Annotated in this window: 23 protein-coding genes; 20 read left to right on the plus strand and 3 right to left on the minus strand. The window is 28.8% G+C overall.

Going from position 1 to position 19,530, the window contains the following annotated elements:
- Window positions 1-76 precede the first annotated feature (76 nt).
- Genes IMCC3317_RS19725 through IMCC3317_RS19760 form a run of 8 tightly spaced genes read left to right on the plus strand, consistent with a single transcriptional unit; the run spans window position 77 to window position 7,743 of the window.
- Window positions 77-421, plus strand: coding sequence for a hypothetical protein (locus IMCC3317_RS19725; protein WP_160131199.1), 345 nt, complete (start codon window positions 77-79; stop codon window positions 419-421).
- Between the two features lie 38 nt (window positions 422-459).
- The gene (locus IMCC3317_RS19730) at window positions 460-924 is read left to right on the plus strand and encodes a hypothetical protein (RefSeq protein WP_160131200.1); all 465 of its coding nucleotides are present in this window, start codon (window positions 460-462) and stop codon (window positions 922-924) included.
- 16 nt (window positions 925-940) lie between these two features.
- Window positions 941-1,273 (plus strand): hypothetical protein, encoded by a 333-nt coding sequence (locus IMCC3317_RS19735; RefSeq protein WP_160131201.1) that lies wholly within the window; start codon window positions 941-943, stop codon window positions 1,271-1,273.
- 31 nt (window positions 1,274-1,304) lie between these two features.
- Complete coding sequence (locus IMCC3317_RS19740; protein WP_160131202.1) at window positions 1,305-2,546, plus strand: caspase family protein; 1,242 nt, start codon at window positions 1,305-1,307, stop codon at window positions 2,544-2,546.
- A gap of 8 nt (window positions 2,547-2,554) precedes the next feature.
- On the plus strand, window positions 2,555-4,219 hold the full coding sequence (locus IMCC3317_RS19745; RefSeq protein WP_160131203.1) for a hypothetical protein: 1,665 nt from the start codon (window positions 2,555-2,557) through the stop codon (window positions 4,217-4,219).
- Between the two features lie 44 nt (window positions 4,220-4,263).
- A complete protein-coding gene (locus tag IMCC3317_RS19750; protein ID WP_160131204.1) occupies window positions 4,264-5,394 on the plus strand; it encodes a caspase family protein in 1,131 nt (376 codons plus the stop codon).
- 16 nt (window positions 5,395-5,410) lie between these two features.
- A complete protein-coding gene (locus tag IMCC3317_RS19755) occupies window positions 5,411-5,974 on the plus strand; it encodes a hypothetical protein (protein WP_160131205.1) in 564 nt (187 codons plus the stop codon).
- 17 nt (window positions 5,975-5,991) lie between these two features.
- Window positions 5,992-7,743: a LytTR family transcriptional regulator DNA-binding domain-containing protein gene (locus IMCC3317_RS19760; protein ID WP_160131206.1), complete on the plus strand. Its 1,752-nt coding sequence runs from the start codon at window positions 5,992-5,994 to the stop codon at window positions 7,741-7,743.
- A gap of 23 nt (window positions 7,744-7,766) precedes the next feature.
- Here the strand turns inward: IMCC3317_RS19760 and IMCC3317_RS19765 are convergent, their stop codons facing one another.
- Entirely contained in the window at window positions 7,767-10,421 is a 2,655-nt protein-coding gene (locus tag IMCC3317_RS19765; RefSeq protein ID WP_160131207.1) for an N-6 DNA methylase, read from the minus strand.
- A gap of 1,291 nt (window positions 10,422-11,712) precedes the next feature.
- Here IMCC3317_RS19765 and IMCC3317_RS19770 point away from each other — a divergent pair.
- The 3 genes from IMCC3317_RS19770 to IMCC3317_RS19780 are packed head-to-tail and all read left to right on the plus strand — an operon-like array spanning window position 11,713 to window position 12,896.
- The gene (locus IMCC3317_RS19770) at window positions 11,713-11,880 is read left to right on the plus strand and encodes a hypothetical protein (protein ID WP_160131208.1); all 168 of its coding nucleotides are present in this window, start codon (window positions 11,713-11,715) and stop codon (window positions 11,878-11,880) included.
- The gene (locus tag IMCC3317_RS19775) at window positions 11,870-12,664 is read left to right on the plus strand and encodes a hypothetical protein (RefSeq protein ID WP_160131209.1); all 795 of its coding nucleotides are present in this window, start codon (window positions 11,870-11,872) and stop codon (window positions 12,662-12,664) included. The genes IMCC3317_RS19770 and IMCC3317_RS19775 overlap by 11 nt, the downstream gene beginning before the upstream one ends.
- Entirely contained in the window at window positions 12,654-12,896 is a 243-nt protein-coding gene (locus IMCC3317_RS19780; protein WP_160131210.1) for a hypothetical protein, read from the plus strand. Before IMCC3317_RS19775 ends, IMCC3317_RS19780 begins: the two co-directional genes overlap by 11 nt.
- Window position 12,897: 1 nt before the next feature.
- Here the strand turns inward: IMCC3317_RS19780 and IMCC3317_RS19785 are convergent, their stop codons facing one another.
- Window positions 12,898-13,290: a hypothetical protein gene (locus tag IMCC3317_RS19785; RefSeq protein ID WP_160131211.1), complete on the minus strand. Its 393-nt coding sequence runs from the start codon at window positions 13,288-13,290 to the stop codon at window positions 12,898-12,900.
- A 413-nt stretch (window positions 13,291-13,703) separates the two neighbouring features.
- Here IMCC3317_RS19785 and IMCC3317_RS19790 point away from each other — a divergent pair, with 413 nt between their 5' ends.
- From IMCC3317_RS19790 to IMCC3317_RS19830, 9 genes are all read left to right on the plus strand, one after another.
- Window positions 13,704-13,964, plus strand: coding sequence for a hypothetical protein (locus IMCC3317_RS19790; RefSeq protein ID WP_160131212.1), 261 nt, complete (start codon window positions 13,704-13,706; stop codon window positions 13,962-13,964).
- A gap of 268 nt (window positions 13,965-14,232) precedes the next feature.
- Window positions 14,233-14,415 carry a hypothetical protein gene (locus IMCC3317_RS19795; RefSeq protein WP_160131213.1) on the plus strand — a complete coding sequence of 61 codons (183 nt, stop codon included), beginning with the start codon at window positions 14,233-14,235 and terminating at the stop codon, window positions 14,413-14,415.
- Between the two features lie 59 nt (window positions 14,416-14,474).
- Entirely contained in the window at window positions 14,475-14,690 is a 216-nt protein-coding gene (locus IMCC3317_RS19800; RefSeq protein WP_160131214.1) for a hypothetical protein, read from the plus strand.
- 57 nt (window positions 14,691-14,747) lie between these two features.
- Window positions 14,748-15,239 carry a hypothetical protein gene (locus tag IMCC3317_RS19805; RefSeq protein ID WP_160131215.1) on the plus strand — a complete coding sequence of 164 codons (492 nt, stop codon included), beginning with the start codon at window positions 14,748-14,750 and terminating at the stop codon, window positions 15,237-15,239.
- On the plus strand, window positions 15,217-16,167 hold the full coding sequence (locus tag IMCC3317_RS19810) for an ATP-grasp domain-containing protein (RefSeq protein ID WP_160131216.1): 951 nt from the start codon (window positions 15,217-15,219) through the stop codon (window positions 16,165-16,167). The genes IMCC3317_RS19805 and IMCC3317_RS19810 overlap by 23 nt, the downstream gene beginning before the upstream one ends.
- Window positions 16,164-16,349, plus strand: coding sequence for a hypothetical protein (locus tag IMCC3317_RS19815; RefSeq protein ID WP_160131217.1), 186 nt, complete (start codon window positions 16,164-16,166; stop codon window positions 16,347-16,349). Before IMCC3317_RS19810 ends, IMCC3317_RS19815 begins: the two co-directional genes overlap by 4 nt.
- Entirely contained in the window at window positions 16,339-17,430 is a 1,092-nt protein-coding gene (gene gwsS, locus IMCC3317_RS19820; protein ID WP_160131218.1) for a grasp-with-spasm system SPASM domain peptide maturase, read from the plus strand. The genes IMCC3317_RS19815 and gwsS overlap by 11 nt, the downstream gene beginning before the upstream one ends.
- 29 nt (window positions 17,431-17,459) lie before the next feature.
- On the plus strand, window positions 17,460-17,669 hold the full coding sequence (locus IMCC3317_RS19825; RefSeq protein ID WP_160131219.1) for a hypothetical protein: 210 nt from the start codon (window positions 17,460-17,462) through the stop codon (window positions 17,667-17,669).
- A 47-nt stretch (window positions 17,670-17,716) separates the two neighbouring features.
- Window positions 17,717-18,301 (plus strand): hypothetical protein, encoded by a 585-nt coding sequence (locus IMCC3317_RS19830; RefSeq protein WP_160131220.1) that lies wholly within the window; start codon window positions 17,717-17,719, stop codon window positions 18,299-18,301.
- 520 nt (window positions 18,302-18,821) lie between these two features.
- Here IMCC3317_RS19830 and IMCC3317_RS19835 read toward each other — a convergent pair.
- Window positions 18,822-19,526 (minus strand): M48 family metallopeptidase, encoded by a 705-nt coding sequence (locus IMCC3317_RS19835; RefSeq protein ID WP_160131221.1) that lies wholly within the window; start codon window positions 19,524-19,526, stop codon window positions 18,822-18,824.
- Window positions 19,527-19,530: the final 4 nt, after the last annotated feature.

Genomic DNA, 19,530 nt, shown 5'->3' on the forward strand with positions numbered 1-19,530 from the left:
TGTTTTTAGCGGCTTATTTGTTTGATAATTAGGTAGATGTGTCAGTAGTTTTAACCTAAACAAAAACTACATACTTATGAAAATTAAAGGTATTGATTTTAACCAAGCAATGCAAATCCCAGAACTTAAACAAAAGTATGATGAAAATCCTAAAAAGTTTATGAAGGAGTACTCATCTAATCCTATGAAAAATATAGGTGTTTTTAAAATAGTAATTAGGTTTATAGGAATCACCTTGATCATATGTGTTATTTCTGGTGTAATAATAAATCTATGGCCTCCTGATGAGATAACTAACAACGAATACCATTTTAGAGAGATTCCTGATCTGCTAAAAATGGTTGCATCTGCTGCAATTGGTGCTATAACTGGTTTATTAGTTTCTACTCCTCCTCAAAATCAAAATAATAAAAGTGATTAATATCAAAAAATTTATTAAATAACTTAAAATTAGTAACAATGAAACACATTAAAAATATCTCAAAAAATCAATACCAAGTATTCTTAATAATATGTATTCTATTACTTCAAAGCTGTGCTGTAAGATTGATAAGTGATTATGATAATATTACTGATAAAACAGTAACTGAATTGCAAGAAAAGGTTTCAAATTATTTTGTAAAGATTGAACGAGCTATTGAATCTGAAGAAGCTAAATATGAAAATTTTATTAAACAGTTTGATGAAATAAAAGTAGACTTAAATACTCTAGAAGTTAGAGCAGCAGCTATTGACAAAAATAGAATTATACAGCAACAAGTTAAAGAGTTGCAGAAGATGTTTAAGAATCTCGAATCTTTACACAAATTGGGTTTTAATGACTATGAACAAATAAGACCTTTAAAAGCCAGCTTTAACTCAGCATTCACAGCAATAATAAAATTACAGCTTGCCTTAAAAAGAGGAGAAAATCAAAATAATTAATTTAAACTTTAAGAAAATGGCAGAAATAAATATACAAGAGATCCTGGAACAAATGCTAGATGCTGCAAGAGCAGTACTAGAAAACCATTGGGAAGAAGCAAAACCATTTGCGAAACAAGAATTTAAATCTTTAGCTGAAAATCTTCAATTGATCAATCAATTAACAACAGAGGGGAAGATTTCAGAAGAACAAGCCAAATATTATTTAGAAATTCATAAAAGCAGTGTTCGAATTGTGCTTTTAACAATTGAAGGTTTAGGGGTTTTGGCAGTAGAGGCAGCTATAAATGCAGCTTTGGATATAATTAAATCAACTGTAAATACAGCGATAGGTTGGTCGATACTTTAAAAAATAAATAAAAAATTTAAAAAATATACTTATGAATTTAAATAATGCACACGCACTTTTAATAGGAGTTGGCGGAGATGATATTAGTATCACTGTAGATGATGCTACAGCTATTACAAATGTTTTAACCGATCCTAACAAAGCAGCTTATAAAGAAAAAAATGTATGCTTACTTACTGAGGAAAAAGCTACTAGACCTAATATTCTAAATGCACTACACGACTTGGTAGAAATAACAAAAAATGAACCTGAATCAACAGTTTTGATTTATTATTCGGGACATGGAGGTCAAGATCGAAATACTAATAAATATTACCTCTTGCCACACGGTTACAATATGAATAATAAGATTGATACCATGATTGATGGGCAGGAGTTTTCTAAATTAATTAACCAAATTAAAGCGGAACGGTTATTATTGATTTTAGATTGTTGCCATGCAGCTGGTATTTTGGTTAATGGAAAATCTGTAGTATCTAAGAATCAGAATACCGAAATTACTAGTTCTAATATAAATCTAATAAATCATCTGAATTCGGGAGAAGGTAGAGTCTTTATTACTTCATGTGATGATAACGAGCAATCATATATAGTTTCAGATGCAAAGAATAGCTTGTTTACAGAAGTGTTTTTAGAAGCTTTAGAAGGGAAAGTAAGCACAGATGAATATGTAAAACTAACAGATGTTATTTATCATACGTCCAATGAAGTTCCTAAAAGAATTAAAAAAGCAAATTCAAACTACGTTCAGCGTCCTATTTATAAATATATAGAAAATTTATCTCCTGACTATTTTATATGTAAAGCAACAGTTTCAGAAGAAGAAAATATTAAAAACTATTTATACTCTGAAAAAAAGTTACAAACGCTGTTGGAAGAACAGGGTGTTTTGGGTAGTAACTATACTTCTCATTTTTTACATCAGTTTCCAAAGGGGCCACTTGTAGATCAGCATTTAATTGATGATTCTATCATAGAAGCCTATGCTAGAGCCATACCTGCTACTAGAGCGCATTTATATATTAAAAAAGCGAATAAGTTACGATTGAAAGTCAATCCTGAAGATCATAATTATATTATAAATACAGCTTTCATCATTCCGTCACAACATGCTGCACCTATTGATGCTTGGTTAAATATCATTGACATAGCTAGATTGAATGGACCTAGAATGTTAGCAGCTTTATTACTAACAATTCCAAATTACAATTTGAAAGAGGAAGTTAGGGAAGAAATAAGAGAGTTAATTGAAAAATTGAAAACGTTTAAATAAAATAAACTATGAATGCAAAAACAATACTTAAAAAAAAACTCTTGCTTTTTACACTCTTTATAGGATTATTACTTGTAAATACGGGGAATGTACTAAGTCAAAATATCTTATGTGAGCCTTGTACTGAATTGTCTAAGTACATATCACCGAATAGGGCTGATTATTTTATACTGAAATCAGAGTATCAACCTCCAAAACACTTAACAAAGGAATGGAAAAAATTCCCTACCGTTAGAAAAATTGAAATGGCGTATGCGGCATTCGAAAGAAAAGGTAATGGAGAAAAGTTTTTAGCTAAATTAAGTACTGATATAAGAAAGGAAATTGGAGCTATAGGTCATGAAGAGATCCTTCAACCTTTATTTGAGGTAGAAATAAAAAAGAAATTAAAGTTTAGATACCCAAAAAAGTACTCGCAAATTGAATTAGATAAGCCAATACAGAAACAAATTTTAACTATAAGTAAATATACAGAGACAGGTGCATTAGGTGGCATAAGAGGAGTTCTAAGAAGAATGGATCTCTCAGAAGATTTAGTCTATAAAATTCTTAGAAAGAGTAATTCGTTTATAGATGCTTTTGAACAAGGTTTGGCTAGGGCTAAAATACCACCTTCACAACAAGAACGTATTAGAAGATTAGTTCAAGATTTAATGAAAAAACATCCAGCTGCTAAACATGACAAAAAACTAGTCCAATTTATAGAAAGACATAAAAAAATGCGTGACCAAATAACTAAAATTGTAATTGATGAACTATTGTCTCAGAATGATATCGTTGCAATTTTTGATATTGAGGACAAAAAGAAATCTATAATTGGGAGTAAAAAATATCAAGATTTTCTAAAAGTAGCTCCAGATGATGAAGTCAAGAAATTGACTCTGAGTTCTTTGAAAAAAACAGCTGCCTCTAAAACAGTTTGTAAAGAAGCCTTATTCGAAGTTTTAAAAGGCAATAGTTCTATTTCGGATCTTTCCACTCATAACACTATAGATAAATTTATTACGAGTAAAACAGAAGAAATTCTTGTAAGTTCTTTTAATGTAACAGAGGAAAAAATAAGTCAAGATTTAAAAACCAGTAAAAAAGAATTTAGACAGTTATTCAGTCATCAAACTCAAAACAATGAAAAGCTAAAATTATTAATGACTGAATTGGCTAATACCAGAATGGATAATATTTCGAATAATACATTTGCTGAAATTGACTTATATTATAACAAAGTAGATGAGCATCTTAATTCCATTAGTTCAGATAGTCGTTGGGAGAAAATTAGAAAAGATTTTCGTGAAAGAATTAAATATGATGATATGAGGTTTAATAAAAATCAAATAGGAGTTTTTGAATCTGTATTAGAGCATTGGGATCGCCATAAAAGTAAAAATAAGTTCAAATGGTACAACAATAAAATTTTCAATCTTGAAAAACAGTTTTATAATTTTTCCAAACCTAGTGGTAAAATAAAAGCTTGTTGGGGATTTATTTTACAACAGCAAGATTGGGATGGTGCAGCTTATCATTATTTATATATAGCAAGAGACTCTAAAGCTACGGGACAGCCATATTATCTACTTAAATATTATTATAATAGCATTTGGGAAGGAGATAATCTTAATAGTCTATATAATAAAAATACAGATATATGGGTTGGGAAACTCTGTCCACCTCACTAGGTTAAATAGCTACTGTAAATATTATAAATTAACTATTGAATTTTATGAAAAAAAAATGGCTGGGTGTCGCTATCGATACATATGATGAAACAGACAATGGCAGAGATTTAGTTGCTAGTAAAAAAGCGATAAACTACTGGAAAAATCTATTAGAAAATGAGTTCAATTTTGAGCATATGACTATCAACAATAGCTTTCCTTTAACCGACAACAACGCAACTAAAGATAATGTGATATTTGCATTGAATAAAATGGTTTTGGATGCAACTGATAATGATATTCATCTTTTTGTATTTGTTGGTCATGGAGATTTCCAAGAAGATAAATATTCTATTGTAAGAGATGAGATATTATTTAATAGTAATGATTATCATGATGAGAAAATTTTATTATTTGGACATGACGAAGTAACCGATGATGAATTTAGAGTAGTATTAAGTAAAAATAATAACAAAGGTCTATTCATTTTCATTTTTGATTGTTGTTATTCAGGTAATATTAGACCTATTAATGTATCTCAAGAAGAATATGATAAAATAGAACAAGTTAAAGCCGCTGAGATTATAAATAAATGCATTCAAACACAATCAACTAAAAGAGAGAAAGACAATCTGCAACAAGATTTAGTTTTAGCAGAAAATACTAGCCCAAATATCATAAGTAAAAAGAATCCTTTCGCAGATAAACTAGAGAGTACTGGTGAGGAGTTTCAAAACATAAGCAATGCAAAGCAAAATATAAAAAAATCAATAAATGCATTAATTAAAACACATCCATCATTTTGCTCTAATAAAAACTCAAATATAATAGTTTCAAAAGACTTTTATGCTTCAGCAGATATTAGTGCTATACAAAAAAATATTATAGACTTACATTCCAATTTATTTATGAGGAATAATCCTTTAGAAATAAGTTTGAATCAAAATGAAATATTATTATGTGCATCTTCTGCTTATAAAAAAACATATCAACCAAAAATAGACGGAGACTATCAAAGCGCATTTAGTTATTTTTTAATAAAAACTATTAAAGAATATTTAGAAAAAGGTATTTTATTAAGCTACAATACACTTATAGAATCGACAACTGAGAAGCTAAAAAAAGAAAATATTTATAACAACCCGCAGTTGATCTTTTCAAAAATAGAATTTTTAACAAAACAAATATTCACATAACCAAAAAAGTAAAATTATGAGTACAACTATCCCTTATCCAAGAAACCCAAAAGAATTAAATAAAAATATTTTATTAAATTTAGTTTTAAATGATTCCGAAAACTTTCAAATAATCCATAATGAAATTTCAAAAGAACATGGATATTGTGTATTAGTGAGAATAAAAGAGGTTTCTAAAATTGAAATTAATAATGAATCATGCTACGAAATTGCATCAATGGAATTTCATGTAGTGCCAATATTTAACGTAGTACCAGGAGCAAACCCATTTAGAATAAATGCGGAGAGGAGTAATGGATTTGTTAGTTCTTCTTCAGCTGAAGATATTGAAGAACATCACAAATATCATACAAACTTTGGGAATATGTTATGTTTAGATGTTCATCTAACAGATAATGCTAACACAACAGTATTAGAGCCACAATTATATGAGCCTGTAGAAAAACTCATTTTACAAAAAAATCAAGTGCTTCATTTTTCTATATTTGTTAATGATATTCCAGTAGATATATCTAATCCAATGGCTGCTGGAGGAAAACAATGTAGTACTCGTAATATATGGATTGATGAAAATTATTAGTTTAATACTCTATAAGCATGAAATACATATTTCTTTTTATTTCTTTTTTTTATTTAAAGAGCTATTCTCAAAACTATGAAGAGGCACTAATGTCTCTTAGGAATTTTGAGCCTAAAAAGACTTTGAATATATTAAAGAATTTGGATAGTTCTTTTGGTAAAAAGTTGATAGAAATTGAAGTTATTTATTTAATAGAAGGATACCAAGATTCTCTTCTTTTTTTTAACAAGCCAAAAACAATAAATAATGTCAAAGAGAAGATTTTATATAATTTGTACTTTGGTGACTATTTGAGGAGAAATTCTAAGACAACTGGTTCACTAGATCAGGATCAAACATTTAAATTTAAACTAAAGGCTCATAATTTATACTTTGAAGCACTGAATTTAGCGCAAGGACTAGATGAGATTTATGAAAAAGAAGCTCTATGGAGAATATTAGATTACTACACAAAAAACTCTACAAAAAATGAACCTAACTTAAAAAATTTTAAAAAATATTTAGATAGATTTTCAACTAGAAATAATTCAGTTTATGACTTTTGGTATCATTATTTTAAACTTACTTATAAAATAATTTCGATAGATGAAGGCAAAGAAAGATCTACTATAGATAAATCAGAATTTATCAAACTGAAAAGCTTAGCAGATCAAAATAATTATCTTAAGGGGCGAGCTTTGCAGTTGGAAGCTTTGTGTTACGATCTTTACTTTAAAGATATTGAGACCTCATATAAAACTAACCTTTTGGCTTTGGAGCAATATTTAAAAACTCCTTATTATTTTAGTCTATATAGGAGTGAAACTGTTCAGCTAAATATTGCAGTAGACTTAAAAAACCTAAAGAATTTTAAAGATTCTAAAAAGAAACTTTTATCAATTCTATCAGATTCTATTTTTGAAAAAACTGAAAAGCTTCATAAGTCAGATATTTATAATTGGCTTAGTGAAATATATGTAGAGGAAGGAAAGAGTGATAGTGCACTTTACTTCAAAAACTTATATATCGAAAATGAAGAAGATATTAAAAGACACGCAAATGCTATTGCAATGCATGTAATAAGTGAAGAGTTCCAATTTGAAAAATTAAAACAAAATATTATTAAATACCGTTGGTATTATATCTCAGCTTTAATAATAGTTTTTATGATTGCTCTTTATTCTTTTTTAAGATGGAAAAAAGCAGATAGAAAAGAAAAACAAGTAAGATTAAAACTCAATGATCTAATAGAAACCGAAAAACAAGCAAGAAATAGGGTAATTGTGATTGAAACTCAAAAGCGAAAAAAAGATGAAGAACTAGAATTACTAAAGGAAGAAATCGAGAAACAAGCAAGAGATAAAATAATCGTGATTGAAACTCAAAAACGAAAAAAAGATAAAGAACTTGAATTGCTGAAAGAAGAAATTGAACAAACGTTACAAGAAATTGAGCGGTTGAAGAAAATAACAGTATTGGAACATATTGTTCTAATTAATGGAGTTAGATTACCATTGTCAGAACTTATGTATATCAAGGCAGATGGTCATTTTTTACATTTCTTTACTGAAAAAAGTAGAGAATTTGTTTCTGGCACTCTTAAAAGTATTTTAAATGATTTACCTCCCAATTTTATTCAAACTCACAAATCTTATGTAGTGAATTTTAATTTCATTCATTATTCCGATAGTATGCGTTTAAGATTAAAGGATAATACAGAAATTCGAATAGGGAGGATTTATAAAGAAAAAGTGAAAAAAATGATAGAATTATCAAATGCTTTAAAATAAATACTTTGTATCAAATGACTTTATTAGTTTTTTTGTCCAAGAGCAATTTTAAGCTGTTCAATAAACACATCTATACTTGGCAGTTGATTTCTCTTGAAACGTTCCCAGAGGTCATAAAATGAACCAATCACATCGGCTAGGTGTGGTTGGTTTTCTTTTGTTGGCGTATTGTATGACGGTTTTATTTTTCGACCATCAATTAAAATCAACATTTTCTTCTGTTTCTTGTTTTCATCTTTTGTGATGATGGAAGTATCTAGGTTAATGATGTCACGAATAGTGTAATGCATGTAAAGCCAATTTAAAAATTCTCTTTTATGTTTTATTCTCCCTTTTTCATCAAATACAATATGTGTATTTACAACAAGAACAGCTTTTCCATCATCTTTCATCGTTAATAGTGCAAGTGCAGAAATTAACCTTTGTACTTGGAAAGTATCTGCCATAAAATATGCATTGTCCAAATGCTGTTCAATAATATCTAATTTTTCATTTTTGGTCTTCGTTGATTTTATAAATGGTGGATTGCAAACCACTACATCAAAAGATTTGTGCATTTCTTTAGGATATGGCGAAGTAGGATCGTAATTAGTTATTTCATTGAAATTTGAAAATTTGAGAGACTTTCTTTTTAACTTACACAATTCGTTTGCATGAGTAACACGCTGATTTGCTCCGACCAATAAATTACCACTACCTGCGGTTGGATCGAAAATAGAAGTAGCTTCATTCATTTGTAAATATCTAGCAATCATCATGGCAATAGGTAAAGGCAGAATTTGACAATGCTCGAAACGTTCTTTATCATTGGTAAAGCTTCTGTCGAATTGTAAATTTTCCCAAAAATGTCGCATGCCATCTATCCAAACGTAATTTTCATTCGCATGACGATAAACACTTCTAAAATGATCGATGGCGCTTAATTCGATTGCTTCTCCTAGTGCTTCCTTATTTGGAACTTTCTTTAGTGTACTTAAACTTTCAATTTGTGAAAGCGTAGGCTTTTTATGTTTATAGTATAGGAGACTCATTCCAGCAGCAAAGCTATCGAAGTAAAATTTAGGAATTTTCGGTTCGTTAGTTGCAACGTCAGTATCAATAAATTCACTTTGTTCAAGTTGTTTAGAAAGCATATTTTCAATGTAAATTTCAATACATTTTTTTGATTCAAACAAAGCATTTATTTTTTCTTGGGTATTTTTACGTTTTTTGACAAGTTCGGTATATGAAATATCCAGTAAGCTTTTCCCTTTTTTGAAATCAGCTAATTTTTCAGCTAGTTTCTTTATTTTTCTATCAATGATATCAATTCCTTTGGCAAGATCAGCAATTGGTCTAAAGTTCTGAATCAGATATAGCCAACGATACGATTGTTTGTTATCATCTAAAATTTGTTCAAGTGTTTTCACAGAAACATATCCTTTAATTAAACTTACATAAGGGTACTGTAAATCAGTTGAATACCCTAATTTTTCAAGATTATCAAAACCATTAATCTGCCAATATCTGTTGAGGTCACGACAATTGATATTGATACCCAAATCACTATAATTTTTAAGCTGTGATAGTTCAAAAAGTTCAAATTCAGACAACTTATGAAGCGTTTCAATAGTTACCTTAAATAGATACGGAAATTCAATTTTTAGTTTTGGTATGTGTTGCAATGGAATTGAACCCTTTTGAAAACATTCATGCACATATAGTGGAACAAGTACATTATCCACTTGATACTTGCTAAAGACAAGATTGGTAGCAAAAGACTTTATTTCAAAACTTTCATTTGTAAACACTATCAATGGACGAATTGCAATTGCTACACTTGCTTTAAAACAATTTGGGAAATCTTCAAACCATTCTTTATACAAACGAATAATATGTTTGAGTTTATCAAGGCGAAGTTCATTCAACATAATGGTTGAAGCTTCTTCAATTTCAGTGATTAACGTTTGAATAAGTCGTGTGTCTGTAACTTTGGTTGTCTGTTCAATAGATACTAATTCGTCGATGACTTCTAAAATCAGTAATTTGTCAAAATCAGGTTGATTTTCCAAAATACCTGTGTTATTAAATTTATGTGTTTTGTCAACAGTAATAACTTCAGTTGAATCTTCATTGATGCTCTCATCTTCATGATCCGTAGTATATTCCCATAAAGAATGCGGGAGTTCGACAGGCAAAAACTGACCTTTGGCATCTAAACCTATAATTGCACCCAGATCAAATAAATCTTTTGCTTTTGTTTTATAGTTACGAGGGTATATAGTAATGGAGTCAAAACGAGTCCCAAAATGCTTTAAAGCAAAACGTTCTGCAATGATTGTAGCAATTCGTTTATAGTTTTCAAAAACTAGATACCCATCTTTTATAAAATACTCTTTCTTTTTGAAGCGAATTTCTACAATACAAAACTTTAATTTTTCAATAAAAAGTTCGGATGCTTCAAAAGATGGGACAATTGGAATAGCGCTCCAATCAGTATCACTTTCTATTGCTTTTTTAAGATCATTAGCAAAACGTACATAGGCAAGATGATAATCGGCATACCACTTTGTTTCATCTTTAAAGAAGTTTTTAAATCCTAGTTTTTGCAAGAACGCAATCAATTGTTTTTCAATAGGATTAGAGAATACTATTTCGATTCCGTTTTTAGCTGTGTTGTGTATTACGTGTACATTCATATTTTAACCCATTAGTGTTTGAAACACTAAGCTAAAAAGCACGATTGAAAAATCATTTGTTCACCTTTGTAACTTGGTACAATAAGTTTAGTTCTATTTTTTAATTTGGCATTAAAAAAATAGCCAAAATGACAGGTAAACATTGAATTCTTTACATTTTTATTGATAAAAATGAAATTGTTTTTAACGACAAAAAACACATTCCAAATTCCATTTTTTCTGTAATTTATATCAATACAAAATCTATGCTTTTTTCTCCTTAGTGTTTAAAACACTAAGCTACGAAGCGAAATTGGAATATCATTTGTAAGCTTTTGGTACGATACCACGGATTGTAAGAGGAAATTGTAGGAAATTTAAAAAACACGGGGGGTTTTTATAAAATGAAAGTAAAATCTAGGTTTTGATAGATGCAAATGACGAATATTTTAAGAATTATTTATCTTTTAACATATATTTTCTGATTTGTATTTTTGACTTGCTCATTACTGAGTGATTATCTGTGAAATCTAACTCATTGCTAACTGATAAGCTGAAAAAGAAAAAATTATTGATCTCTTTGTAAAAAGTACGCGAACTTCTTTCCAAAAATGTACTTATTACTTAGTGATTAACTGAAAAATACAACTCATCACTTAACGATAAGTTGAAAATGAAAACGAAAAAAATTGATTGATCTGTTTATAAAAAGTATGCAAACCACTTTCTTAAAATACACTCATCACTAAATGATTAAGCGAAAAATACAACTCACTGCTAAACGATAAGCTGAAAAAGAAAATAAAAATTTAATCAACCTATTACAATTCTTTGTAACAATAAAAAACTCCAGTCATTACAATTGAAGCTTTCAGAATTTAGCTAGTACGGTATATTAAAAAATTGGATTATTCTGTAATTGTAAATGTTTTTATTATTTTATATCATACTGAACCAATAAGCGTTTTTCTGTAAAGTATTCTTAGTAATACACGACTCACTCAAATATCTTTACAAATGAGTTTATTACAACTATATAAACTCATTTATATGTTACGGGAAACCGTAAGTTTAAAACATTTTTTCTTTGTATATAATAAACTTCACTATTGCAAAACTGTACTTATTTTACGGTTATTCCGTAATGACTTAACTTTCATAATTTTATCTTTGTGAGACAATTTTCCTTAATTTTAGAAAATAAGGAAAAACATAATTCATATATAAAATATAGTAGCTACTTGCTGTTATACTTTCTGTTTTATTAGTAATTTACTTTTTTAAAAAGTCACTAATTTAAACTTAAAGTATTATGAAAAAAGTATTTCTAACAGCAGTATTTACATTTTTATTTTCAGTAATGTACACAAGTTGTACGCCCGAAACTTTAACTAACGAGGATGAAACAGAAATTACAACCGTTGATCCCATTGATGATGGATCAGTAGATGAAGAAGACAATAGAGACTATGACGACTAATTTAGTTCAAATATTTAAAGGCATGATATTATTCTCAATAATTATCATGTCTTTAACCCATGTGTATTTTAGTAGTAAACCAGATGGTACTAGAGAAAATTATTTAGAATATAAATCTATTACAAAAGAACGTGATAGTGTACAAAACTTACTATTACTTCAATTAAGTAATGGCATCATAAACAAAGAAGAATTTATAAAGATCTTTCATAACAAGTCTGATATATATATTGATAAGATAAAAAAGTGTAACAAAGAAAAAAGAATAATCATTAATAATTTTAAATTCAACGGAAGAAAAAGCTTTCATTATTGGTTATTTATCTTCGGTTTATCTTTTTCGTTCTTCTTTTTAGCAATGCGATATTCATATCGTATTGTTATCGATCATAAGAATAAATATCTAAAAAAATCGCTTGCATTAGAAGCGTCTGCTTGGATGGCGGTTTCGCTATTTTGGGTTGCACATTCCGTATTTGTAAAAAATGCTGACTTACCAACACCAATGTATGCTAGTGTAATGTTTGGTATTTGTTTACTTCTTGGTTTGTCAATTTTTTATTTCATCAAATTTTTAACTAACAGAAAAGAGCATACTTTAAAAAGTTATAAGACTTCAATTGTTAACCTTATTCAGCTTATAGGAGAAATTAGGGTAGACCATTACTTTAAAATGTCGGCAAAAGCTATGACAAAAGAAAACAAGGAAATAATTTCTAAAGACTCAGAAGTTATGGATAAAAAGATTTTTTCAACCCTAGAAAAAGTAGCTGATGGAAAATAATAATAAAGAGATATTAGAACGCCTAAAAAGATTAGGTTTTATAGTTGATGATTCTGTTACTCATAACCTTACAATTACATTAACTGATGTTGTAAATTTTCTTTTAGATGATGAAATTAAATTGTTAGATGAATTTGAAAGTTTACACAAGAAAAAAATTAGTGGAGGAAATTTGTCTTATTTAGAAGAATCATTTTACAATCAAGTTGCTAAAAGCTATGTGAAAAAATAGTTTATTTCTTATTAATAATATGACTTATACGTTCTGAGGTTTTTAGTTTATCCACAAACGAATTAAACGAAGATAATTTTAAAAAATCTTCTTCTCTTAGCAGTAGGTACGCCACTATTTTGTCTTTATCTACACTTTCCAAAGCTTTAAGTAAATCATTGTCAAAAAACGATTTTAATGTCTCTACTTTGTCAATCAAAACAGGTTTAATACCATCTTTCAACCATTTTCTTGAGATGCCACAGTTTTGTTGTATCAATATCAAATATCCATCGTTAATACTTTCCCTGCTGACAGCTTTTCGAAGTGTATTTGCCTTTAATCCAATAGATTCGGCAACGATTTTCGTAGTCAAGTTTCCTTCTTTTAAGGCTATATCAAATCTTTCATTCATAAATTAACAGGAAATTTGTCGTTATATTTTGTTTTTAAGGAAATTTGTCTTTTATTTGTTTAAGTCTTAAAACAAATGTAATAAAAACGTTTTGTTTAGTCTTTGCTACCATGAATGGTTTTTTCATAATAGTAAGTTTTATTGGTTAAGTACCGTATAGAGAACCCCTATTTCTCTAAAGCTGGATTGCATACTTATAACTAATTTAAAACAAATAGCACGTTGACAATGGATTCATTTTTTAAGTTAACTTTTTTTTTCATTAGCACTTTTTCGAATATGAGTGCTACATTCAAAACGTGTTATTTACGCAAGGTTATATTCTAATCTTGTTGTTTAAGGCAAGGCGATTGATGGTAAAAGCATCACTATCATCGTCTTGCTTACCAAACAAATATAAACTACAAATAGGTATGATACACAAAGAACAGCGTAAAGAACTCAAAAAAATCTTAGGATATCACTATACAGCAGGTGTACTAAAGATTTTAAAAGAGAAAAAAATAACTAACAGGAAAGGAAAAGCCTATGGCTCATCAATGATTCGGAATGTATTTACTGGTCTTAACCAAAATGAAGCAATTGAAGAAGCAATTATGGAGTTGTGTATCCTAACCCAAGAAAAAACTAAAAAAAAGGTTGAAACAAGAAATCAAATATTAGGCATATCATAGATCACTTTTTAGGATGCCTTTTTGATAAAGTTAAGTTTAATAATTCAAAACAAACTATCATGATAAAATAGATTAATCTAATTAATTACCTAAATTTAGGGGAATATTCCCCTTACTTTGTGTGCAATTTTTTAGTTTATTTGTAGTTAAGTACTGTGTAAAGATTTCCCTTTGTCTCTAAAATTGTGTTGCAACTAAATTTTTTAAACAAGGAAGTAGCTGAAAATCCTATATAATAGAGTAAGCATTCATTTAATTTTTACAGATTATGAAAACAAACAATTTTAAACAAATCGGAAAGGTTGAACTTTCTAATGTTTACGGAGGAACTAAAGTCTATAAGACGCATGTGGGCGACCCCGAGAAACCCTTGTATACAGATACTCATTTAGATAATGACGAAGACGGTATTTGGAGTAGTGGCGATGAATTTGTAGTAACCATGAGTTAACTATCTACAAAGAGATGATATATATAAACTGAATATTTAAAACTTTAACTTAAAACACTATGAAATTAAAAAATATAAAAAAACTAGTAACTCTAAAAATTGATACTGCCAATGTTTATGGTGGATGGGATGGAATTCTTGCTACGGGTTCGGGTAGTATAAGCGGTATGGACTATGAAAGTGATATACACGTAGATTCGAATGGAGATGGCAAATGGAGTTCGGGAGAGTCAGTACATTTTTATCATACAACACCCTCCATTGACAGAATATAAAGTCACATCATCTGCTTGTGAACGTTTTTTATTCATGAGCAGATTTAAAATTTCTCTATGAAAAAAATTATTTATATACTGTTTTTTTTATCTCTTAATGTTCACTGTCAAGAAGCAAAAAAGCAAAAAATACTTGACCCTGTTTTAGTTGAAGAAATACACCTTATTTGTGAAAGAGATCAGTTACTTCGAGGTTATATATTAACAGATAAAGAATATTTGCTAACCAAAGAAGAAAAAAAAGTATTGTGGAAACTTCAAAATGATATTGACGACTATAATACTAGACGATTTATTCAAATTGTTAAGGAGCATGGTTATGTAGACTCTAGTAATTCTAATATAGAATCATTTGCAACTTACGCAATATTTATGCATTCATCAGAAAAATATTGGGAAGAAATAAGACTGCTAATTGATGAAGAAAAGAAAAAAGGAAACCTAGATAAATCATCACATGGTATTATTACTTGGCATATAACAGGACGACCAGAACCAACTATCAATTATATTCCTAATAAAGAAAATGATTCTCTTAATAAGCAGTAAATATGATGTTTCAACGAATATCGTAATTCAATGGTTGAATTATTATGATGTAGATTTTTTGAGATTACATACAGAAGAATTTTGTATGCTGAATCACTTTTCTGTAAGTAATCAATCAATAAGTTTAACCATAAATGACGTAAACTTAGAAGCTATTACAGGAGTTTGGCATAGACGAGGAAGATTAAGAAATTTACCCAATTCATTAAACGATTTAGGTAAAGTAACTTCATATCTCAAAAAAGAAGAAGATAGTCTTGTTAAGTCGATAGAAACGAATCTAAAGGCGACTAAAAAATATATTGGTTCATATATAAGCGAAATAGAAAATTATAAGTTAGATCACTTAATAGCCGCTAAAGAATGTAATTTAAACATTCCCGATTCAATAGTAACAACAAGCAAGAAAGACTTATTTGATTTTCATACTAAGTACGATCAAATTATATCTAAAGATTTACGCTATGCTATCAATATCAAAACGGATGATATAAGTATTAATTCAACAGGAACTTTCAAAGTAACGCATGAATTAATTGCTGAATTAGAAGACCATTTTGCGCCTATTTATGCGCAAAGATATATTGAAAAAGAATTTGAGATACGAATATTTTTTATTGAAGATACGTTTTTTTCAATGGGGATTTTTTCTCAACAAGATGAACAAACAAAAGTTGATTATAGAAATTACAATGATGAAGTTCCTAACAGGTGTGTTCCAATAAATTTACCCAACGATCTAAAAAAACAATTATTAGATTTTACCCGAAAAGTAAAACTAAATACAGGTTCAATAGATATGATATACTCAATTGATGGGCGTTATGTTTTTTTAGAAGTGAATCCAATGGGTCAATTTGATTGGCTATCAAAGAATTGTAATTATTATATAGAAGAAGCAATTGCAAAAGAATTTATGGAAATATGAAACTCTTAAAAAAAGAACAATTGCCTTTAACCTTACATAAGGCTACGATCACAGAAAAATCACAAATAAAACAATCAAAAAAAGAACAGTTTATCACGATCAAGAAAATAGTATCTGATAAAATTCAAACCGAAAAATTTTATAAACCAATATCAAAAATATTCTCATTTGATGAAACTTGATACACCTTTTAAATTATTTGCAAACTGCGTTATTGTTAAAGGTCACAATAGAAGCACTATTTGCGATTTGCAACGAAATGATGTTCGGACAATACCAAATGATTTGTATGATATATTAACAGATCAAGAAGGTAAAACGATCAATGAAATCAAAAAAGAGTATAACAATGAGTTTGATGAAATCATTGACGAGTATTTTCAATTTCTGTTTGATAATGAGTTTATATTCTTTACAAAACAGATAGCTATTTTTCCACCATTATCTTTAAAGTGGTCTGATCCTGCGATCATCAATAATAGCATTATCGATATTGATAAAAATTCTAGTTATGATGTACTAAAAGTTTTAAAACAACTTGATGATTTGCATTGCAGACATTTAGAAATAAGAAATTTTAATGTAGCTAGAATTGATATATTAGAAAACATACTTGCTTTCCTTAAAGAAAACGAATCATCAATACAATCAGTAGAATTACTGTTACCTTTTTTCAAAGGCGTTGAAAAGTGGATCACTTCCATAACACATAATTTTTTACGTTTAGATTTTATAAGAGTATTTAATTGTCCATCTCATCAAAACATAGCACCAAGCACTAACAGTAAAGCGCATATAATGTACACAAAACAGCATTATGAAAGTGAACTATGCTGTGGGAAAATTAGTCAAACATTTTTTGCTGCAAACATGAAAGCTTTTACGGAAAGTATAAATCACAATTCCTGTTTAAATAAGAAATTATCAATTGATAAAAATGGAAATATCAAAAATTGCCCATCTATGCAGAATGGATTTGGTTCAGTCCATGATACTAAATTAAAAGATGTTGTAAATGATAAAAAGTTCACGAATGTTTGGAGCATTACAAAAGATCAAATTTCAGTATGTAAAGACTGTGAATTTCGCCATATCTGTACAGATTGTAGAGCATACAAAGAAAATCCAACAGATGAATTTTCTAAACCGTTAAAGTGCGGTTATAGTCCATATACGAATGATTGGGAAGATTGGAGTACAAATCCATTAAAAAAAGAAGCTATCACATATTATAAATTACAGGCGGATACTGAAAAGCCTTAAAAGAGTAAGTCAAACTAATATTTATTACCATGCAAAAATTAAATTCAAAAAAACTAACGTTAAAAGAAGCACACAACGTACTTGGAAGTGGATGCACAACCACTTGGACATCATCAAGTGGTACAGGAAAGGACACTTATTTTGATGATAATGATAACGGAAAACTTGATAATGGAGATACCATATATTTCGACAACGGAAAAGTTGGAACAATGGGACAACCGATGCTTGTTGCGTAAACTTAAAAAAGGGAATTTTTTATTAAATTCCCTTTAAAATTAAAACTATGAAAAAAATTATACTATTAATATTAGTTTTAGCTTCTTGTAAAACAGGGGAAAAACTCAATAATTCTGAATTATGTGGTGTTTTATCAAACTTACACTTACAAGATCAATTTTATAGAGGTATGCAAGAATTGGAAGATCCATTTTTTATGGTGCTTGATTCTTTGATGGATGTAAATAATTTGAGCCGTTCTGAATATGCAAAACTGTCTGAAAAAGAACAATTAGCGTTTGGGAAAATTGCAAGAAAAATTGCTGACACTAAACCGAAAATATCTAAAGTTGAAGAAGATTCTTTGATGGTTCTACAAAAAGAACTTGATTACAAAACAACTGAAAAACTATTGGAAATTGTAAAAAAATATGGTTTTCCAGACACGGAAAAATTAAAATGTGAAAACTATGCTGCTCCTTTTTTAATTTTTGGTCATGCTCCTAAAAAATATTGGAAAGAAATTGATAAGGTTATAGAAAAAGAAAAATTAGCAAATCGCATAGGCGAGGGAGATTACAAATATATTAAGTGGCACATTGGCGGAAGAAAAGACAATGAAATAGATCAAATACAGATACAAGTAAATTAATTCTAGTTCTGCTATTTCGTGAAAGAGACAATTTATAACGATAATCTTTTTTCTATATCAAAAAGAAACAATAAATAAGATCACTTTTTTTTTATGACTACTTTAAAAAAAAGCTATTTCATACGGTACACAGCCTGTTATACGCATGGCTTTTTTAAACCTAATTTATTGTTGTCATAATAATAAATAATCAAATTTCACTTAATGATGCACGTATAAATTACAAGTGTATTATCATAAGTAAAGACAAGTATTTGTAATTTTTAACAAAGAAAATGACATATTTTTCACTAACATATAATTAAAAACAATTGATTTACATTTATTATGTTAACACGACTTTGAATATATTCATTTGATACAATTCTTTGAAGTGCGCTTAGTTGCTGAGAGTCAATTTCTTGTTTCTAATCCTACAATTTTTGTTTTGTTGCAAACTGTTATAGATTGCCCTATTAAGTTGGCGTTTTAGTTAGTAGTAAATCTTCCAGTCAATTAGCTTTATTAAATATGGATGATTTTAAACCAAAATACGTTCGAGCCTATCTTTTGTAGTTTTCCAGTCTGGATATTCTTTATTGAGTAAGTTATAGAAAGAGCTGCTATGATTTAAGTATTTTAAATGACATATCTCGTGTATGATAACGTATTCAATACATTTTTTTGGAGCTTTAATTAATTCCAAATTAAGAATGATTTTTCCATCCTTGTTGCAAGAACCCCATCTTTTTTTCATCCATCTATAGGTTAATTGAGGTTCTTTCTTGTGTAAGCTTTTTGCAAAAGCAAGATTTTCTTGAAACAATTGTTGGAAATGATGATTTGCTTTCTCTTTGTACCAATTGTTTAATAATTTTTCAATTCTTGATTTATCTTCAATGTTATCAATACAAACGTTAATAAATCCACCAGCCAGCTTGACTGAAGAATTAGAATCTGCATGTAATTTTAGCCTGTATTGTTTTCCAAGGTAGAGATGAGTTTCTCCACTAATAAATTTTCTAGCAGGAGTTAATGGATGAAAAGACAAGAAAAAATCTTGTTGTCTTACTATCCAAGATGCTTTTTTTCTAACCTTTTCTCTAATTTTTTCAATATTACTTCCTTTAGGAGCAATGACATTTACGCTCTTGTCAGGATGTACTTTTATAGCTAGAGATTTACGCTTTACAAATTCAAGTTGGTAATTAATAAGCGTATTTCCATATTTAATTTGGTCTTTCATATTG

This window comes from Kordia antarctica (assembly GCF_009901525.1).
In the GTDB taxonomy this organism is placed as follows: domain Bacteria; phylum Bacteroidota; class Bacteroidia; order Flavobacteriales; family Flavobacteriaceae; genus Kordia; species Kordia antarctica.

Excerpts from the sequence above, each read along its gene's own strand:
- IMCC3317_RS19805 (WP_160131215.1), top strand. The coding sequence starts at position 14,748 with ATGAAAAAAATTATTTATATACTGTTTTTTTTATCTCTTAATGTTCAC.
- IMCC3317_RS19815 (WP_160131217.1), top strand. The coding sequence starts at position 16,164 with ATGAAACTCTTAAAAAAAGAACAATTGCCTTTAACCTTACATAAGGCT.
- IMCC3317_RS19785 (WP_160131211.1), bottom strand. The coding sequence starts at position 13,290 with ATGAATGAAAGATTTGATATAGCCTTAAAAGAAGGAAACTTGACTACG.
- IMCC3317_RS19780 (WP_160131210.1), top strand. The coding sequence starts at position 12,654 with ATGGAAAATAATAATAAAGAGATATTAGAACGCCTAAAAAGATTAGGT.
- gwsS (WP_160131218.1), top strand. The coding sequence starts at position 16,339 with ATGAAACTTGATACACCTTTTAAATTATTTGCAAACTGCGTTATTGTT.
- IMCC3317_RS19725 (WP_160131199.1), top strand. The coding sequence starts at position 77 with ATGAAAATTAAAGGTATTGATTTTAACCAAGCAATGCAAATCCCAGAA.
- IMCC3317_RS19790 (WP_160131212.1), top strand. The coding sequence starts at position 13,704 with ATGATACACAAAGAACAGCGTAAAGAACTCAAAAAAATCTTAGGATAT.
- IMCC3317_RS19835 (WP_160131221.1), bottom strand. The coding sequence starts at position 19,526 with ATGAAAGACCAAATTAAATATGGAAATACGCTTATTAATTACCAACTT.
- IMCC3317_RS19740 (WP_160131202.1), top strand. The coding sequence starts at position 1,305 with ATGAATTTAAATAATGCACACGCACTTTTAATAGGAGTTGGCGGAGAT.
- IMCC3317_RS19765 (WP_160131207.1), bottom strand. The coding sequence starts at position 10,421 with ATGAATGTACACGTAATACACAACACAGCTAAAAACGGAATCGAAATA.
- IMCC3317_RS19825 (WP_160131219.1), top strand. The coding sequence starts at position 17,460 with ATGCAAAAATTAAATTCAAAAAAACTAACGTTAAAAGAAGCACACAAC.
- IMCC3317_RS19800 (WP_160131214.1), top strand. The coding sequence starts at position 14,475 with ATGAAATTAAAAAATATAAAAAAACTAGTAACTCTAAAAATTGATACT.
- IMCC3317_RS19795 (WP_160131213.1), top strand. The coding sequence starts at position 14,233 with ATGAAAACAAACAATTTTAAACAAATCGGAAAGGTTGAACTTTCTAAT.
- IMCC3317_RS19745 (WP_160131203.1), top strand. The coding sequence starts at position 2,555 with ATGAATGCAAAAACAATACTTAAAAAAAAACTCTTGCTTTTTACACTC.
- IMCC3317_RS19730 (WP_160131200.1), top strand. The coding sequence starts at position 460 with ATGAAACACATTAAAAATATCTCAAAAAATCAATACCAAGTATTCTTA.
- IMCC3317_RS19760 (WP_160131206.1), top strand. The coding sequence starts at position 5,992 with ATGAAATACATATTTCTTTTTATTTCTTTTTTTTATTTAAAGAGCTAT.
- IMCC3317_RS19810 (WP_160131216.1), top strand. The coding sequence starts at position 15,217 with ATGATTCTCTTAATAAGCAGTAAATATGATGTTTCAACGAATATCGTA.
- IMCC3317_RS19775 (WP_160131209.1), top strand. The coding sequence starts at position 11,870 with ATGACGACTAATTTAGTTCAAATATTTAAAGGCATGATATTATTCTCA.
- IMCC3317_RS19830 (WP_160131220.1), top strand. The coding sequence starts at position 17,717 with ATGAAAAAAATTATACTATTAATATTAGTTTTAGCTTCTTGTAAAACA.
- IMCC3317_RS19750 (WP_160131204.1), top strand. The coding sequence starts at position 4,264 with ATGAAAAAAAAATGGCTGGGTGTCGCTATCGATACATATGATGAAACA.
- IMCC3317_RS19770 (WP_160131208.1), top strand. The coding sequence starts at position 11,713 with ATGAAAAAAGTATTTCTAACAGCAGTATTTACATTTTTATTTTCAGTA.
- IMCC3317_RS19755 (WP_160131205.1), top strand. The coding sequence starts at position 5,411 with ATGAGTACAACTATCCCTTATCCAAGAAACCCAAAAGAATTAAATAAA.
- IMCC3317_RS19735 (WP_160131201.1), top strand. The coding sequence starts at position 941 with ATGGCAGAAATAAATATACAAGAGATCCTGGAACAAATGCTAGATGCT.